This window comes from Proteus vulgaris (genome assembly GCF_023100685.1).
Classification (GTDB): Bacteria; Pseudomonadota; Gammaproteobacteria; order Enterobacterales; family Enterobacteriaceae; genus Proteus.
In genome coordinates, this window is record NZ_CP090064.1 from 2,377,805 (window position 1) to 2,394,774 (window position 16,970).

20 protein-coding genes are annotated in these 16,970 nt (G+C 36.4%); 9 read left to right on the top strand and 11 right to left on the bottom strand.

Annotated features, from left to right (window positions below; translation table 11 throughout):
• Positions 1–13: 13 nt before the first annotated feature.
• A complete protein-coding gene (locus tag LW139_RS11580; protein ID WP_247851216.1) occupies positions 14–892 on the bottom strand; it encodes a LysR family transcriptional regulator in 879 nt (292 codons plus the stop codon).
• Positions 893–1,062: 170 nt separating this feature from the next.
• On the opposite strand from LW139_RS11580, the gene bla reads away from it, so the two are divergent.
• A complete protein-coding gene (bla, locus tag LW139_RS11585; RefSeq protein ID WP_247849975.1) occupies positions 1,063–1,959 on the top strand; it encodes a class A beta-lactamase in 897 nt (298 codons plus the stop codon).
• A 505-nt stretch (positions 1,960–2,464) separates the two neighbouring features.
• On the opposite strand, the gene LW139_RS11590 is transcribed toward bla, so the two are convergent.
• Positions 2,465–2,929: an Lrp/AsnC family transcriptional regulator gene (locus LW139_RS11590; protein WP_166540014.1), complete on the bottom strand. Its 465-nt coding sequence runs from the start codon at positions 2,927–2,929 to the stop codon at positions 2,465–2,467.
• 161 nt (positions 2,930–3,090) lie between these two features.
• Between LW139_RS11590 and LW139_RS11595 the strand changes: the two genes are divergently transcribed.
• Positions 3,091–3,702, top strand: a complete 612-nt coding sequence (locus tag LW139_RS11595) for a LysE family translocator (protein ID WP_109407598.1) — start codon at positions 3,091–3,093, stop codon at positions 3,700–3,702.
• Between the two features lie 57 nt (positions 3,703–3,759).
• Here LW139_RS11595 and LW139_RS11600 read toward each other — a convergent pair whose 3' ends face one another.
• Together LW139_RS11600 and LW139_RS11605 are read right to left on the bottom strand one after the other, a co-directional pair.
• Positions 3,760–4,329 (bottom strand): HutD/Ves family protein, encoded by a 570-nt coding sequence (locus LW139_RS11600; RefSeq protein WP_166540015.1) that lies wholly within the window; start codon positions 4,327–4,329, stop codon positions 3,760–3,762.
• Positions 4,330–4,444: 115 nt separating this feature from the next.
• On the bottom strand, positions 4,445–5,860 hold the full coding sequence (locus tag LW139_RS11605; RefSeq protein WP_109407600.1) for a PLP-dependent aminotransferase family protein: 1,416 nt from the start codon (positions 5,858–5,860) through the stop codon (positions 4,445–4,447).
• A 130-nt stretch (positions 5,861–5,990) separates the two neighbouring features.
• Between LW139_RS11605 and LW139_RS11610 the strand changes: the two genes are divergently transcribed.
• From LW139_RS11610 to LW139_RS11630, 5 genes are all read left to right on the top strand, one after another.
• Positions 5,991–7,325, top strand: a complete 1,335-nt coding sequence (locus LW139_RS11610) for a cytochrome ubiquinol oxidase subunit I (RefSeq protein WP_166540016.1) — start codon at positions 5,991–5,993, stop codon at positions 7,323–7,325.
• The gene (gene cydB / locus LW139_RS11615) at positions 7,315–8,322 is read left to right on the top strand and encodes a cytochrome d ubiquinol oxidase subunit II (protein WP_109407602.1); all 1,008 of its coding nucleotides are present in this window, start codon (positions 7,315–7,317) and stop codon (positions 8,320–8,322) included. Before LW139_RS11610 ends, cydB begins: the two co-directional genes overlap by 11 nt.
• The gene (locus LW139_RS11620) at positions 8,303–8,464 is read left to right on the top strand and encodes a DUF2474 domain-containing protein (protein ID WP_072068259.1); all 162 of its coding nucleotides are present in this window, start codon (positions 8,303–8,305) and stop codon (positions 8,462–8,464) included. Before cydB ends, LW139_RS11620 begins: the two co-directional genes overlap by 20 nt.
• Before the next feature lie 526 nt (positions 8,465–8,990).
• Positions 8,991–9,374 carry a DUF805 domain-containing protein gene (locus tag LW139_RS11625; RefSeq protein WP_088495407.1) on the top strand — a complete coding sequence of 128 codons (384 nt, stop codon included), beginning with the start codon at positions 8,991–8,993 and terminating at the stop codon, positions 9,372–9,374.
• A gap of 391 nt (positions 9,375–9,765) precedes the next feature.
• Positions 9,766–10,611, top strand: coding sequence for a siderophore-interacting protein (locus LW139_RS11630; RefSeq protein ID WP_109407603.1), 846 nt, complete (start codon positions 9,766–9,768; stop codon positions 10,609–10,611).
• Between the two features lie 101 nt (positions 10,612–10,712).
• Here LW139_RS11630 and phoH read toward each other — a convergent pair whose 3' ends face one another.
• Positions 10,713–11,498 (bottom strand): phosphate starvation-inducible protein PhoH, encoded by a 786-nt coding sequence (phoH, locus tag LW139_RS11635; RefSeq protein ID WP_109407604.1) that lies wholly within the window; start codon positions 11,496–11,498, stop codon positions 10,713–10,715.
• Positions 11,499–11,848: 350 nt separating this feature from the next.
• Here phoH and LW139_RS11640 point away from each other — a divergent pair, with 350 nt between their 5' ends.
• Positions 11,849–12,292, top strand: a complete 444-nt coding sequence (locus LW139_RS11640; protein WP_109407605.1) for a methyltransferase family protein — start codon at positions 11,849–11,851, stop codon at positions 12,290–12,292.
• 15 nt (positions 12,293–12,307) lie between these two features.
• Here LW139_RS11640 and LW139_RS11645 read toward each other — a convergent pair whose 3' ends face one another.
• A complete protein-coding gene (locus LW139_RS11645; RefSeq protein WP_247849976.1) occupies positions 12,308–13,291 on the bottom strand; it encodes an endonuclease in 984 nt (327 codons plus the stop codon).
• A gap of 253 nt (positions 13,292–13,544) precedes the next feature.
• On the opposite strand from LW139_RS11645, the gene LW139_RS11650 reads away from it, so the two are divergent.
• A complete protein-coding gene (locus LW139_RS11650) occupies positions 13,545–13,727 on the top strand; it encodes a hypothetical protein (protein WP_036912881.1) in 183 nt (60 codons plus the stop codon).
• A 4-nt stretch (positions 13,728–13,731) separates the two neighbouring features.
• Here the strand turns inward: LW139_RS11650 and LW139_RS11655 are convergent, their stop codons facing one another.
• The 5 genes from LW139_RS11655 to LW139_RS11675 all read right to left on the bottom strand — a co-directional run bounded on the left by LW139_RS11655 (position 13,732) and on the right by LW139_RS11675 (position 16,895).
• Complete coding sequence (locus tag LW139_RS11655) at positions 13,732–14,205, bottom strand: threonine/serine exporter (protein ID WP_176694679.1); 474 nt, start codon at positions 14,203–14,205, stop codon at positions 13,732–13,734.
• Positions 14,196–14,999 carry a threonine/serine ThrE exporter family protein gene (locus tag LW139_RS11660; RefSeq protein ID WP_109407607.1) on the bottom strand — a complete coding sequence of 268 codons (804 nt, stop codon included), beginning with the start codon at positions 14,997–14,999 and terminating at the stop codon, positions 14,196–14,198. The genes LW139_RS11655 and LW139_RS11660 overlap by 10 nt, the downstream gene beginning before the upstream one ends.
• A gap of 390 nt (positions 15,000–15,389) precedes the next feature.
• The gene (locus LW139_RS11665) at positions 15,390–15,803 is read right to left on the bottom strand and encodes a hypothetical protein (RefSeq protein WP_166540018.1); all 414 of its coding nucleotides are present in this window, start codon (positions 15,801–15,803) and stop codon (positions 15,390–15,392) included.
• A gap of 249 nt (positions 15,804–16,052) precedes the next feature.
• On the bottom strand, positions 16,053–16,490 hold the full coding sequence (locus tag LW139_RS11670) for a universal stress protein (RefSeq protein WP_109407609.1): 438 nt from the start codon (positions 16,488–16,490) through the stop codon (positions 16,053–16,055).
• A 66-nt stretch (positions 16,491–16,556) separates the two neighbouring features.
• Positions 16,557–16,895 carry a hypothetical protein gene (locus tag LW139_RS11675; RefSeq protein WP_109407610.1) on the bottom strand — a complete coding sequence of 113 codons (339 nt, stop codon included), beginning with the start codon at positions 16,893–16,895 and terminating at the stop codon, positions 16,557–16,559.
• Positions 16,896–16,970 lie beyond the last annotated feature (75 nt).

Genomic DNA, 16,970 nt, shown 5'->3' on the forward strand with positions numbered 1-16,970 from the left:
TATTTATTTTATATCACTTACTACACTCTTTTAGCGCTTCATTCATTAACCATTGCTGAAATATTTCCATTGATGCGGTCATTGGTTTTGATTTTAAATACGTTAACCAATACTTACCCATTTCAACTTCTATTTTAAAAGGTTGTATTAGTTGACCACTTTCTATTTCTCTTGAAAACATCTTTGCAGGCGCTAATGCAACTCCGTCTTCATAAATCGCGCTTTCTACCATTAAACGTGAAGAATCAAAAATAGAACCTGTTATTTTTATTGGTGGCATATCTGCTTTTTCAAACCATTGTGACCATTCATCTTCTCGATAAGAACGATATAAATTTTCATTTATTAAGTCAGTTGGATAATGTAGTCGTTTTGCTGTTGTTGGTGAGCACAAGACCGTTAATGGTGCAGAAAATAAGGCTTTATTATGAGTTAAAGGCCATAACCCTTCGCCAAATCGAATGGCAAAATCAAGTCCTTCGGTTGCCAAATTAACTACATTATTATTTGTTCTTAAATTCACTTCTATTCTTGGATATTGTTGCTTAAATTCAGCCAATCGAGGTAATAACCAGCCAACAGCAAATGTTCCCACAGTGGCAATCGAAACAACGTCACGGTATTCACCTCGCTCGAACTGTTTAAATACTCGTTCGATATCACTAAACGCGGTTGTTAATACCGAAAATAAGATCTGTGCATCATCTGTTATCTCCAAACCACGGGGTAAACGCTTAAACAGCATCATGCCCAAACGTTCTTCTAGCATTCTCACTTGTTGACTCACCGCGCCTTGAGTCACATAGAGTTCTAATGCAGCTTTGGTGAAATTAAGGTGTCTTGCGGATGCTTCAAAAGCACGTAGTGCATTGAGAGGAAGATGTGTTCGCATAATATTATGAGCCATTAGATTTTCTATAGGCTAAGGCGATTTATTATCGATTGTCAATAAATCAATTAAATAGGATATTGCACCTAGTAAATAAATAGCATTATCTCTTGTCGATAACCATCTATTTATATTGAACTTTCTTTATTAAATTAATATGAGCATCAATTTCTATGTTTAAAACAACATACCGTCAAATTGCAGTGATCGCAGTTTCATTAATATCTCTACTGGCTTCACCAATGCTATGGGCTAAAACAAATAGCACTATTGAAGAACAATTAGCGACACTTGAAAAAAATAGCCAAGGCCGTTTAGGCGTTGCGTTAATTAATACTAAAGATAACTCACAAATAACTTATCGTGGTGATGAGCGCTTTGCCATGGCTAGTACCAGCAAAGTTATGGCTGTAGCCGCCGTTTTAAAAGAGAGTGAAAAACAAGCAGGATTGCTTAATAACTATATAACCATCAAAAAAGCCGATTTAGTCCCATATAGCCCAATTACAGAAAAACATTTAGCAACTGGAATGACATTGGCTCAATTAAGTGCGGCTACCTTGCAATATAGCGATAATACGGCAATGAATAAAATCCTAGATTATTTAGGAGGACCTTCCAGTGTTACTCAATTTGCACGTTCAATTAATGATGTAACTTATCGCCTAGATCGCAAAGAGCCTGAATTAAATACAGCCATTCATGGTGATCCTCGTGATACCACCTCTCCAATTGCGATGGCTAAAAGCCTTCAAGCATTAACATTAGGTGACGCATTAGGTCAATCTCAACGCCAACAACTTGTTACTTGGTTAAAAGGTAATACAACAGGCGATCACAGTATTAAAGCGGGTTTACCAAAGCATTGGATTGTTGGAGATAAAACCGGTAGTGGTGATTATGGCACAACTAATGATATAGCCGTTATTTGGCCTGAAAACCATGCACCATTAATTTTAGTCGTCTATTTCACACAACAAGAACAGAATGCGAAATACCGTAAAGATATTATTGTTAAAGCAACTGAAATTGTAACAAAAGAATTTTCCAATTTATCTCAAACAAAATAAGTTTCTTTATTGATAATCTAAACAAGAAATCAAATATAGTAATAGAGCTATTTATTGGCTCTATTACTATAAGTACACAAAAAATAATATAAATAACTTGCAGATAAACAATTAGACTATAATAAACAAGCACAATATACTGATTTCAATTAAATGGATTTATTTTAAGGAAGGAAAATTGCCGATCTTTTTGAATTAATTGGTGAATTATTATCGTGCGCGGGTCAAATCACGCTCACTCAGATCAGGCTTTGTATCGTTATTCTTACCATATTAATGCTAATTATTGTCTCTTTATGTACTTGGTCGTTTTATCTCTATTTTATTGGTGCCTCATTATTTTTCTGTATGTTACTTTATACACCAGAGATATATCGGTTTATTAAAAGCTGGATAGTTTAACTTATACCAATAAAAAAGCCTCTGTTAAGATTTAACTTGAGGCTTTCTCTATTAAATATGTCTGTGATAATTAAAAATAAAATAATTCTAAATATTTAGAAAATTAAAGTGGTAAAGCAAAACTCACTTTTACCGTTTCCATTGGTACTTCTGTTTTTATACTTTGGATGCTTGGAATTTGTGTTAAATAATCGGCATGAAAACGACGATATGTTGCTAAATCTTTAGTCACTATCCGAATTAACGCATCACACTCGCCGGCCATTAAATGGCACTCAACCACTTCAGGTAACACCTTAATGGCCGTTACAAATTCTTCTATGGTTTCTGCATCCTGTGCTCTAAACCAGATCCTTGCGAATAAAGATAAACCTGCATCAACCATACTACCATCTAATACAGCAACATAACGCGTGATCACTCCCGACTCTTCAAGTAAACGCACTCGGCGAAGACAAGGTGACGGTGAGAGCCCAACTTCTTTTGCTAGCTCAATATTTTGGATTTTGCCATCACGTTGAAGCACCTGCAAAATATGTTTATCTATCTTATCTAATTTTATTGACATCAAAGATTAACCTTAATTCTATTTGTGGAATTTTATTGCCAATTAATTCTTTTTGTTAGCAACAAAGCAACCCGATTTTTTCGAAAACATCATATAATCTTTCCGCTAAATTTCACAGCAAAAACGATGTTTCTCTTAATCTATCTCTATCAGGTGAAAAGATGGAATTTAACACTTTATTATTATTCGCACTGACTGTTCTACCGCTTATCTGTACACCTGGGCCTGATATTCTTTTTATCTCATCCCAAGGGTTATCAGGGGGAATGAAATCAGCATGGATTGCGAATTTAGGCGTGATATCCGGTTATTTAACCCATGCGTTATTGAGTGCCTTAGGGCTTGCCGCCTTAGTATCTACATCTCCCATTATATTTCACTTACTCAAATGGGTCGGTGTTGCCTATATCAGTTATCTTGCCATTAAAATGTTGATATCAGCCTGCAAAAAAGGAAAGTTAGTCCTTAATGCCACTAAAACTTCATCTCTATTTCGTAAAGGTTTTTTAACCAGTTTCCTTAATCCTAAAGGCTTATTAGTTTATCTCGCTATTTTACCAAACTTTATTGATAATCATAATGATGTCGCAACACAATCATTGCTGTTATCTGGGATATTTATCACGACTTGCTTAATTATTTATGGTCTTCTTGGTAGCTTCTTTGCTTATATCGGCTTAAAAGGCGGTTTAAGTGATAAACGTCGTCGTTATAACGATGGTATTGCCGGTGGATTACTCACTTTTGCCGCCGTTAATCTGGCTTTTAATTAGCCATAATCCTAAGCATCATTTATTATTTCAGTCAGTATTTGACCACAAAAAATACCTTTATTTTAGTGGTCGAATATCTGCCCATAATAATTGGCAATTTGCGGTTAACGGCCTTATCTCACCTTCTCGAATATCAGGTAACCACCATGCACCTTGCCCTTTTGATAAATGCTGACAAGTAGCGCCAGTTAAAGTCCATTCACCTTGCGTTATATAAATAAGTCCCGCATGAGAACTTGGTAATATTAGTGGTTGCGTTACTAATGTGGTTTCTGCTTTCCAGCATGTTCTGCGTACCATAATATTTAAACATTTTACGCCTCCTTTAATCAGCTCTGATTTAACATGAATATCACCTGAAAAATCAAAAGGTTGATAAGGATCAGTGACAGAGTGACTCAGGAACCCCGCGCTATTTAAATTAAGTCCATTGCCTTCTAATAGCACCATTTGCCGTTCTATATCAGGAAACTGCCCTAATGAGCCATTATCTTCGATAGATGTTAAACACGCTCGCCATGAAAAATCATTATTCACAGGCCAACACACAATTTCTTGGGTTGTGCCTTTTTGATTACTCCATGGAATAAACGGTAACTCTTGTTGATCAAAACAACGTAGCTTCATTGTGTCCTCCTGCAATATCTGGCTAGTCAGTCTGATAATGAGGTTAAGAATTAATCATTGGAGATTACCGTTCATAAATCAATATATAACTTTTAAAAATGTGCGCTAACGTCCGCTATTTACGTCGTAATTTTCTACATCCTTCACCGATAATTTCCATTCCTTTTTCTGTCCTGCTATTCCATTGAAAAGAAGAATTTAAACGAAAGGCATGGTTAAATTGAGAGCTGGTGGAAAACATAGAACCCGGTGCAATACTGACCCCTCTTTCCAATGCAAAGTGATACAGTTTATTTGCATCAAATGTTGATTCAAATTCTAGCCAGAGAAAATATCCGCCTGTCGGAATATTCACTTTTACATCTTCAGGTAAATGTGACTGTATGGCTTGTAACATACGATAACGCCTTTGTTCTAATAATAATCTTAATCGACGAAGATGCGTATCATAGCCTCCTTGAGATAGGTAGTCCGCAATGGCTTGCTGTGTCGGCATACTCGCAGAAACTGTACTCATCATTTGTAGCTGTTGTATTTTTGTTGCGTGTTTTCCTGCAGCAACCCAACCTACGCGAAAGCCTGGAGCCAAACATTTAGAAAAAGAAGCACAATGTAATACGCTATTCGTTTTATCAAAGCCTTTTACTGGCATTGGTGCCTTTTGACTGTTATAGAGTTCTCCATAGACATCATCTTCAATTAACGTTATCTGTTTTTTCGCTAATATCTCCACCAGCCTTATTTTATTTTCATCAGGCATTGTTCCACCTAATGGGTTTTGGCAATGACTCATCAACCAACACGCTTTTATATCGTATTGATCCACTACTTTTTCGAGTTCATCTAAACAAATTCCTGTTACAGGATCTGTTCGAATCGCAATGGCTTTTAAACGTAAACGTTCAATAGCTTGTAACGCGCCATAAAATGCAGGTGATTCAATCACAACCCAATCACCTGGTTCGGTTACAGCCTGTAAACTAAAGCTCAATGATTCCATTGCACCCGCAGTAATAACAATGTCATCTGGAGAGACGTGAATGCCTTGCAATGCATAGCGTTGTGCAATGTTACGGCGTAACTTTTCATTTCCTGGTGGTAAATTAATTACTGAACTTTGAGGTGCTAAATGCCTTGCTGCCGATGCTAATGCACTGCTGAGTTTAGGTTGGATAAATAAACTAGGATCGGGAAATGCTGAACCAAAAGGAATAATCTCAGGATCTTTACATGCTTGGAGCACATTAAAAATGGAGGTACTAATCTCAACATTTTCACTCATGTGTAGTCCTTTACTGGCTGTCACTTGACCAAAGCGTGTATTACGATGTGCAACGTAATAACCTGATTGTGGTCGCGCGGTTATCCATCCTTGGCTTTCTAATAACTGATACGATTGTAAAACAGTCATTAAACTTAAACCTGATTGTTTTACCGTATCCCGCAATGAAGGTAAACGGTCGCCAGATTGCCAGATATTATCTTCAATCTGCTGGCGTATTTGCGCTGCAAGCTGTTCATATCGAGTCATATAAAACTGTTCACCTCAAAACTGTTATAGTCATTTTTAAACTTATTGTCACTATTATAGCTTACTGTCATATGGTCTACTAATCCACACGATTTACCTGCAATTTACATATCAATAAAACGAGGTTTTTATGCTTGGGTTAAGTGCCTTCGATTTGGCGCGTATCCAATTTGCGTTCACAGTTTCTTTTCATATTATCTTCCCCGCAATTACTATCGGACTGGCTAGTTTTTTAGCTGTATTGGAAGGTTTATGGTTAAAAACTCGCAATAAGGATTATTTAGCGTTATTTCATTTCTGGTCAAAAATATTCGCTGTTAACTTTGCTATGGGTGTTGTCTCTGGTTTGGTTATGGCCTATCAATTTGGAACCAACTGGAGCTTTTTTTCTGATTTTGCCGGCTCAATTACAGGCCCTTTGCTGACTTATGAAGTACTTACCGCTTTCTTCCTAGAAGCGGGTTTTTTGGGTGTAATGCTATTTGGTTGGAATAAAGTGGGTGAAAAACTTCACTTTTTCGCAACCTGTATGGTGGCATTAGGCACATTGATGTCAACGTTTTGGATCTTGGCATCAAATAGCTGGATGCAGACACCACAAGGATTCGAAATCATTAATAACCAAGTTGTACCCGTAGATTGGATTGCGGTTATTTTTAACCCCTCTTTCCCTTATCGTCTCGCTCATATGGGTGTTGCCGCATTCCTTGCTTCTGCTTTCTTTATTGCAGCTTCTGCAGCGTGGCATCTCCTTAAAGGCAATAAAACATCAGCAATGAAAAAGATGCTTTCAATGTCTTTGTGGATGATTTTAATTTTAGCACCAATTCAAGCACTCATTGGTGATGTCCATGGTTTAAATACCTTAAAACATCAGCCTGCAAAAATTGCTGCTATTGAAGGCCATTGGGAAAATAAACCGGGTGAAGCAACACCGTTAATTCTTTTTGGTATGCCTGATATGGATGCTGAAGAAACGAAATATAAGATAGAAATCCCTTATCTTGGCAGCATGATCTTAACTCACAGCTTAGAAAAACAAGTTCCGGCATTAAAAGAATTCCCTAAAGAAGACCGACCTAATTCACTTATCGTTTTCTGGTCTTTCCGCATTATGGTTGGCCTAGGGATGTTAATGATTTTAGTGGGTGTTTGGGGAACTTGGCTGCGATATAAAAAGAGACTTTATGAATCTAAGACCTTCTTACGTTTAACATTTTTAATGGCGCCATCAGGTCTTATCGCTATTCTTGCAGGTTGGTTTACAACAGAAGTAGGTCGTCAGCCTTGGGTTGTTTATGGCATACAGCGAACACGAGACGCCGTCTCTGCTCATGGTGAAATGCATATGAGTATAAGCCTACTGATCTTCTTTGTTGTTTATGGTTCTGTGTTCGGTGTTGGATATGCCTATATGTTAAGACTGATCCGTAAAGGTACTTCGGAGGTTCATCATGGGAATTGATTTACCCGTTATTTGGTTCATCATCATCGTATTTAGTACATTAATGTATATTGTAATGGATGGCTTCGATCTCGGTATCGGTATGCTCTATCCATTTATTAAAAGCGACCAAGATCGTGACTTAATGATGAATACCGTAGCCCCAGTGTGGGATGGTAACGAGACATGGTTAGTCTTGGGGGGAGCTGCATTATTTGGGGCATTTCCGCTTGCTTATGCTGTTATTCTTGATGCATTAGCAATGCCTTTAACTTTAATGCTTGTCGCGCTGATTTTCCGTGGTGTTGCCTTTGAATTTCGTTTTAAAGCAGATAACAGTCACAAAAGCTTTTGGGACAAATCCTTTATTTTCGGATCAATACTAGCAACCTTTATGCAAGGCGTTGTCGTTGGTAGCGTAGTTCAAGGTTTACCTGTTGTTAATCGTACATTTGCAGGTAGCTATTTTGATTGGCTGTCGCCTTTTGCACTCTTTTGTGGTTTTGGTTTAGTTATCGCCTACTCCTTATTAGGATGTGGCTGGCTAATTATGAAAACCGAAGGCCATTTACAGCAAAATTTATATAAAGTTGCTAAACCACTGACACTGGTAATGCTTGCTGTGATCGCTGTTGTTAGTGCATGGACGCCACTAGCACAACCTGCCATTGCTGAACGCTGGTTCACGTTACCTAACTTGTTCTTCTTTTTGCCCGTTCCACTTTTAGTGTTATACAGCTCATGGCTGATTTTGCGTTCGATAAAAAAACAAGGACATTATCTTCCTTTCTTTGGAGCATTGGCTTTAATTTTCTTAGGTTTTGCCGGATTAGGCATCAGTATTTGGCCTAACATTATTCCGCCTGCCGTGAGTTTTGTAGCAGCTTCTGCACCACCAGAAAGCCAAGGATTTATGCTAGTTGGCGCACTCTTTATTATTCCAATTATTCTCGTTTACACATTCTGGAGTTATTACGTTTTCAGAGGAAAAACCAATTATGAAGAAGGCTATCACTGATCCACAAATACAAAGCAAACCCTCATTATTAAAAAAATGGGGCTGGCTAATTACAATTTGGTTTTGTAGTGTTTTAGCTTTATTTGCGGTTTCTTCTCTTTTTCGATTCTTAATGACGCTTGCGGGAATGAAAGTGAAGTAAAGGCAAAACACACACAGCAATATAAAACATAGTACCGCACAACGGTAAAATAAACACAAAGGGCTGATATTATTTTAGCCCTTTCTTATTTCCCATAATTAACTAAAATTAAATCAAACGCATTGATAAAATAACTATAAATACATCATTTTTGATTAATAGTAAGGGATAAAATCTTTTTTATTCTGTTATGACGATAAATAAAGATATAAAAAATCCTATAAAAAGCCATCTTCACTAGAAATAAAATAGAGTACTTGTTGAATTCAATTTCTAAAGTAATTATGATACCCGCCGCTTAGCACTCCACACCTGTATTAGTTTATAAAGACGTATATTGTGCATCATTTAGATATTACCTATTTGATTAACTTAAAAATTAAGCTTATATCCCTATGAAATAGAGGGAATGACCATAATGTCTTTTTAAAAAATATATTTTGATAATTTAGAATTATCTTAATTGCTAAGAAAGATCACCTAAACTAGGCTTACGTATTGTTGCTACTAAATTAAGGATGAAGTCATGAATTGGTATTTGGAAGTCATTAAAAATAATTACGCTAACTTTTCAGGTCGTGCTCGCAGAAAAGAATATTGGATGTTTACTCTGGTAAATACCATTATCATTACTGTTCTATATGCTATTTTAATGTCATCAATAGACATGAACACTGGTGAAACGAGTTCATTAGGTTCGATTGTAGGTATTATTATCGGTATTTATTCTTTAGCTATTATCGTACCTAGCCTTGCTGTAACTATTCGTCGTTTCCACGACCAAGATAAATCAGGTTGGATGTTCTTACTTGCATTTATTCCTGCTGTTGGTGGATTAATTGTTTTTGTCTTTATGTGCCTAGAAGGAACTAAAGGCGACAACAGATTTGGCCCAGATCCTAAAGCTTAATCTATTACTGGCGTCATATAAAAATACAGTGAGTATACTATTTTAAGTTTACTCACTGTATTAATTGATTTTTCTGCCTTTATTTCAACTATCTAAAACTATTTCTTTCTTCAAATAAAATAATACCAGCCCCCGCCTACCACATTGTATTTTAGTGTTTTTATTTTCTTCTAATTTCTCTAATTAATGCCTCTGAATTATTACCACAAGCTTATTACATTGATTTTTAAGTTTTTTCTTTATCGTAATTTGAGCCTAATCACACAATGATAAGTAAAACATACACCTCACTTTACTAAATCAAAGTTAATGTTGATAATGACTATCATTATTAATTGAAAATGATAATATCTACATCGAAAAAACAATTAAATGAGTCAGGTAAAAAAACGTGAGTAACCAAAAAACACCTCAAGAAAAAAACATTTATAAACCAGCGCCTCCTCGCCTAGTTCAAGTAAAACGTATTACTGATGTCACGCCAGGAATGCGCTGTATTACCTTTACTAGTGATGATTTAGATACTTACCCTGCTGATACAGCGGGCGCACATCTAAAAATATTTTTACCATTAGAAGGTCAAGTGAAGCCTACAGTACCGGGTTTTTCTGAAAAAGGCCCTAAATGGCCTGAAGGCGAACCAAGATCGATTGTACGAACTTATAGTGTTCGTGCTATTCGCCCAGAGCAAAAAGAGTTAGACATTGAATTTGCCGTTCATGACGATGTTGGCCCAGCTATTCATTTTGCACTAAATGCTAAGCAAGGCGACTACATTGGGATCACTAATCCAGGTGGCCCTGATCCCCTTTTAGCCCCTGCGTCACATTACTATATGGCAGCCGATCCAAGTTCATTACCTGCTTTAATGGCTTTAATTGAAACCATGCAGCCTAATGTTCAAGGAAAAGTCGTTATCCGAGTAGAAGACGAAACGCATCGTCAAGAAATTAAACGTCCTAATGGATTAGAAATAATCTGGCTGATTGGCTCAGTTGAAGAACAAACTGAAAACTTAATTAATGAATTTATGTCATGGGAATTACCTGCTGAAGATGTGGCATTTTGGATTGCAGGTGAAGACAAAATTATTCGTGCATTAAGACGTCATATTCGTCGTGATAACGGTTATGATCGTAGCTTAATTTATGCCATTCCTTATTGGCGTTTTGGTTATGACGAAGAAGGTTATCACGCTGAACGTCACCATGTTATGGATAATGAAGACGTAAGCTAAGCAATAAATTAAAGATTAAACGTTGGCTGTACAGGCTGCATATTAACTCCCTCAATAATATGCAGCCTTTTTTATTTTATAAAAAATTTCTTATGCCCAATTTAATCATTATAAGCAGCTAATACATGATGACATAATGTAGATCGCACACAATCTTCCTGCATAAACTTAATCACACCTACTCGACTATTAGCCTCAAATCGAATAAGAGCATCCGCTAATCCAGACGGTACACCAGAAGGTAAATCACACTGTGTAATATCTCCATTTACCACAACAGTGACATTCTCACCCATTCTAGTTAAGAATAGCTTCATTTGATTCACAGTAACATTCTGTGCTTCATCTAAAATAACAAATGCATTTTCAAAAGTACGGCCTCGCATATAAGCAAAAGGTGCAATTTCAACCTTGCCAATTTCAGGACGTAAACAATACTGTAAGAATGAAGCGCCTAAACGTTTCACTAATACGTCGTAGACAGGACGAAAATAGGGTGCGAATTTTTCCGCAATATCACCAGGTAAAAACCCAAGATCTTCATCTGCCTGCAACACTGGTCGAGTAACAATAATACGTTCTATTTCTTTATTAATTAAGGCATCGGCAGCCATTGCAGTACTGAGAAAGGTTTTGCCACACCCTGCTTCCCCTGTAGCGAAAATAAGATCTTGATGTTTAATTGCATTCATATATTGGCGTTGTACTTCATTGCGAGGAGATAACAAGCGTTCATCACGCTTTTCTCTCGCCATACCAATGGTATCAATATCCCCAAATCCTGGTAAAACCATAACATTATCTCGATGCGCCCCATTACGTTGTTCTTTACGTGAGGTGCGTTTATTTTCTCGGCGTAAACGTGTTGCTGCTTTTTGTCTACTCATAGTGGTATTTACCCTTGTTAGTCTTCAAAAAGTCATCGACATCTCTATTTGTATTCCATTCGCTTACCGATGAGTCCCCTTCAGACTCTGTTTAGTCGCAGAAAACAAAAAAACCGGTCACAATCCTGAACATTAAACATCAATGAACGGTTGTTGCCGGTTTTCTGTGAGTAACGAGATATTTCCATTGCTTCTATCATTCATATTCCCCATCATGGAGTTAGAGTGAAAATTAACGAAGCTTTATGACAGTATAATGACAAAAGAAAAATATTTTCAATACTGAGTCGATCTATAACGAGATGAACTTAACATAAAAATAACAATAAATGTTATTTTAGGGGGAGTAAATGAATTTCTTACGATTACCTTTTATTTATTGGTTACTACTTAACCTAATTCCATTTATTGGTTTTGAACTTCATTCAGGCTCTCTGAATATGGGTTTCTTTTTTTATTTAGGTTTACTCACGATTACGACTTCTGGGATCTGGCTTTTTTATTGCCTCTCATTTTTTATTAAACAAAAAACATCTCCTAATCCCAATCACACACCTCGACAATTAGTGACAAGTGGCCCTTATAAAATTAGCCGTAATCCTATGTATCTCGGTTTTTTGGATATCAGTATTGGACTGTTTTTTATTTTTGGTAATTGGGGATTTTTGGGTGCTGCGATTGCGTTTTACTTTATTACTGATCGCTATACGATAGTACGTGAAGAAAAGATCTTAAGTGAGTTATTTCCACAAGCGTGGCAACAATATTGTCGCCACGTTCGTCGTTGGATGTAATCTCAATAATAACCCTTAAGGCTGTTTGCAATTATTTGCTAAACGATAACCAGCCTTAATAGCCTCATTCTCTGTTTTAAAGAAGACAGCATTTTTATCTGACATGGTTTTATAACCAGAGCAATGGGCAAAATGATAAATCTTGCTATTTATATTACCCTTAATACTTTCAGATTGTGCTGTACTTACTTGTTTAGGTGTTTCAGTTTTAGCTTTAGTGACAGGTGCATTATTTGTTGCAGATAATCCGGCACCACTATTTTTATGTCCTAATTGCCACTTCACTTCTCCCGTTACAAAAGGATTATGATATCCAACGACACGAGCAATGCGATTATCACGCTCTTTTTCCCATACCGTTGGTGGATAAGCCTTATCCCAAGCCATTAATAATTGTTGTTGCTGACGTGACATTGAGAGGTTATAGCGGTCATGTAAATAGAAATAGACCCTTGCTACTTGACCTTTCACTTCATTACGAGGCTCAAAGGTGCGTGAAGCAAAATCAACACGGCTACGACATTGGCCATATTGGTAAGGCGCTTGAGCAGGTAATTGCCCAAAGCTGAAATTACTACGATCGCCATTAACTTCACCAATAGAAGGCGCTAAATTATGTAAATCAGCTTCGATCTTGCCAAACACAGGATCGTTTTTCACACAATTAGCTCTTCCTCCATTTTGCCAGCATTGACGCTGATGCCCAAACACCCATGCAGGAACAATATGTTCCCACTCAATACGTGCAGCTCTTGTTTGTTGTGTTCTTACTTGATAGCCACAACTAGCTAAATCAACACGACCACCTGATTTCCCTACCCATTCCCAATCACAGCCACAATAAATCGTTCCTTGTGATTTTTGATTTTGATCATAATAGATACGTTCTTTTGCTATCTCTTTTGCTTTTGTAAAATTTTCTGGCGCTTGTGCTTGAACATTTAATGTAAAAATAAATAAACCCAACACAACCGCAGTATAGTGTAATATTTTTCTCAAAGTGGTATCTGCCTTACGCTTTATTTTATTAAACCCAATAAGAATTATCTTTAATAACCAACTGATAATCTTATTTTTATTTTTCTTTATTTTACCTTTTTTAAATTTATTTTGGGCAATCTTTCTTACTATTTTTTATGTAAAAAATAAAACAATAAGCGTGAATGGGAATAGAAAAAGCCGTTATTCTCGACATTAACGCAAAAGGGATTTGCTATGGTTTAGTCCATCAATGATTTGGAGAAATTTAAAAATGAATGAGAATATGCTGAATTTGATGGATGAATTAGTCGAGATCACAAAAAAGCATGCGAATAACGAAGATGTTAAAGCGCATGCAAGTTTGGAGTCTGAAAACAAATTACGAATTCAAATTATTATTTCTGACAAAAATGAACTGGATATTACATTAAATTCACTACAACACGCGATGTAAGAAATTATACACTCGGACGCTTGCGATATAACCATAATCCCGGCAAGGATAGCCCGATAGAGAGCGCACCGACAATAAATGAAGCTTTAAGGAAATTAGTAACTAAAGCTTCAAAAATCTCCTCGCTATAACCGATTTGTGTTAATTTCACCACAGAGATCATCGCGATATAAGCATTAATTCCGGGGAACATTGGAATAACAGCCGCGACAGTGAAAACTTTAGGATGCGCAAGCCACCAACGTGACCATTGAATGCCAATACAACCGACTAAAATTGCAGCACAGAAACTTGCCCATTCAATATTCATTCCACTCATAATCAGTACAGTACGTGAGCCATGCCCTATTGCCCCTAATAACGCGCAATATTTTAAAGCACGTAAAGGTACATTAAATACCATTGCGAAACCCACCGCAGGAATGGCTGCTAAAATCATATCTTCAATAAGGGTAAGAATAATCGTTATTATGCCCAATCTCTTAACTCCCATACTGCCATGGCTAAAATAACCCCTAAACAGGTTGCCAATGTTAACATTGTTGCCATTGCCCAACGCGCTAAGCCCGTATTAACATGACCTTTAAACATATCAGCAACAGCATTAATTAAAGGAAATCCGGGAACCAGTAATAAAACACTGGCGGCCATTGAAATAGTTGCGGTTGTTTGAAAATAAGAGAGTTTTAATAATAAACCTGAAACAGATGTGGCAACAAAAGCGGTAATACAGAAATTAATTAGTGGATTCATTTGGCGATGCGTTAATACTTGGCGTACAAACATACCAAGACCGCCACCAATAGCTGAAACTAAAAAACCATCCCAATTGCCACCATTTAATTTAGAGAAACAGCCACAAGATAAGGCAACCATAAAAATAATCGCCCAACGTGGATAACGTAATGGTTTTATATGCTCAAAGCGTTTTCTTGCTTCATGGATATCTGCAAGGTGATGTTCAACTAAAATAACAATATGCTGAACTTCTGTCACAACATGCATATTAATGCCACGATCAACTATCTTTCGTGTTGATGTCTGGCAATGTCCATTAACTATCGTCGTTAATACAACGGCATTAGCAGAAATTGCACTTTCGACTTGATGTACACCTAAAGCTAAACCTAAACGGGTTGAAAGCTGTTCAACCAGCATACTTTCTGCGCCATGTTGCAATAGCAATAACGCAGTTTGAATACATAATTTGGTAATTTCACGCTGTTTATCTTGTGAAATGGCAGTGCAGTCCGCCATTATCTCATTATCCATACCATGCCTTAGTTTTAATCACAAACGAGCCACTGCTAATATAAAGTTTATCAGCATAGCTCATTTTTCGCTCTATTATCTTTCAATACTATTATGAACAAATAAAATATTTAAGGCAGTAGGTAGATCAATCTTTATTTACTCACTCTCTCATTCGTAGATTTCTTCTTTAGAAAAAACCATTAAATAATATGTGATCTAAATCATTCTAGGTATAGCTAGCCAATAAGTAGCGCTTTTAGGATACGAGCAATGGTATATAACTTGCGCTAATAGACGCCGTCGTCTATAACGCTGTAATTTGAAGTATGACGAGTATATAAAATAATAAAGATGCCAAAATCGCTGGCACCTCAAATAGCTTTTTCGTCATTTTATAATGAAGTTTAATTACGCAACCAACTCATTAGCTTTAACATACGACTCATCCAGAGTTTCTGCAACAAATACGGGAACACCATAAACAGCTGAAATAACAGAAGAGAGTTGTACCAGTTGCTCTTTATCATTTTTTTGTGGATCAGCAGTCATTATCATACCAGCACAATATTCACTAAGAAGTGCCTTACCCTCTTTTAGCCAGCGTCTTACTGCTTTCATCCCTTCCATATCTTCTTTTTTATGCTCTTTCTCTTTTTTATTAATGGACGGATATACCAAAACAAATTTTTTCTTTTCGTTTAGTACTACATCCATTTCAGCTGTCCAATTGTTGGCATCTTCCAAAGTTTCTGGGAATATTTTCATAGTAACAACAGGAAATTGTCCAACATCCATGACAACAAAATTTTGGTTATTCAACATAATACTCATCTCTCATTAAAAAATAACAGTCTCTACTTTAGAATGCCTATCATTCTCAATCAATGAAGTTCCTTATGTTTGCATAAAAACCGCATTAATAAACAATTGCGCCCTATCTATATTTTTTTATCTAGTATTGAAGTGAAAATGTATATCCAAAATAATAAATAATTTTTTATAAACTAAAGCAAAAAAGCCCCTAAATAAATAATTTAGGAGCTTTTACTATTTTTACTTTTATGAGAAATTTTAGCGGACAACTAAAACAGATTGCTTAGCATAAGCAACGATACCTGACGCATTTGAACCTAATAAGTGTGTTGAAATACTTGGACGACGTGAACCAATCACAATCAAATCAGCATTAATTTTTTCAGCTAGCTCTAAAACTTTATCTCTTGCAGAGCCAAATACGGCTGAATACTCAACTCGTTCATTAGGCAAATCGATACTATTAGCTAATTCTTGCAGTTGTTCTTGTACACGTTCAAGTGCTTTGTTGGCAAAAGAACTTAACATGTCATAGTGATAGCTATAGCTAATAGAAAAACGTGAAATATCAGGAATAGCATGAAAAAGATGCAGTTTCGCCCCTTCTAGTTTGGCAATATAAACTGCGTGTTGTAAGGCTTTTGTTGTTAACTCATCTTCTGAAATATCAACAGGTACTAGAATTGTCTTGTACATAGCAACTCCTCATTATCAGATTATTGTCTGTTTATTATTGTAGCGTTAAACCCACAGCTTGCTTATTTAATCTTCCTCAAGATGCCATTTATGCAATTGTCGATGAATAAACGGTGTGACAACCAGCCCAATTGATAAAATAAAAACACACTGAAGAAACAATCCATAAATTGCAATAAAAAAGCGCCCTGTTGGGGTTGCAGGTGCTGGCTCTACAGGTTGTCCACTCAGCATAGAAATTGCATTTAATGCGGACTCCATAAAGCTATGCCCTTCAATTAAATAGAATCCTAATACACCGGGTAATAACCCTAAAAAAAAGAAAATAGAGCCTATTACATAATAGCGTAAGATGCGTAGAATAAAATGATCGAGCCTTAAAAGTTCTTGGGTAAATTTTTCCATTCTTATTCACTCTATAGAGTGTCGATTCAATAAATGGCTTATTAAATAAATAAGATAAACTACGCAAAATAAGAA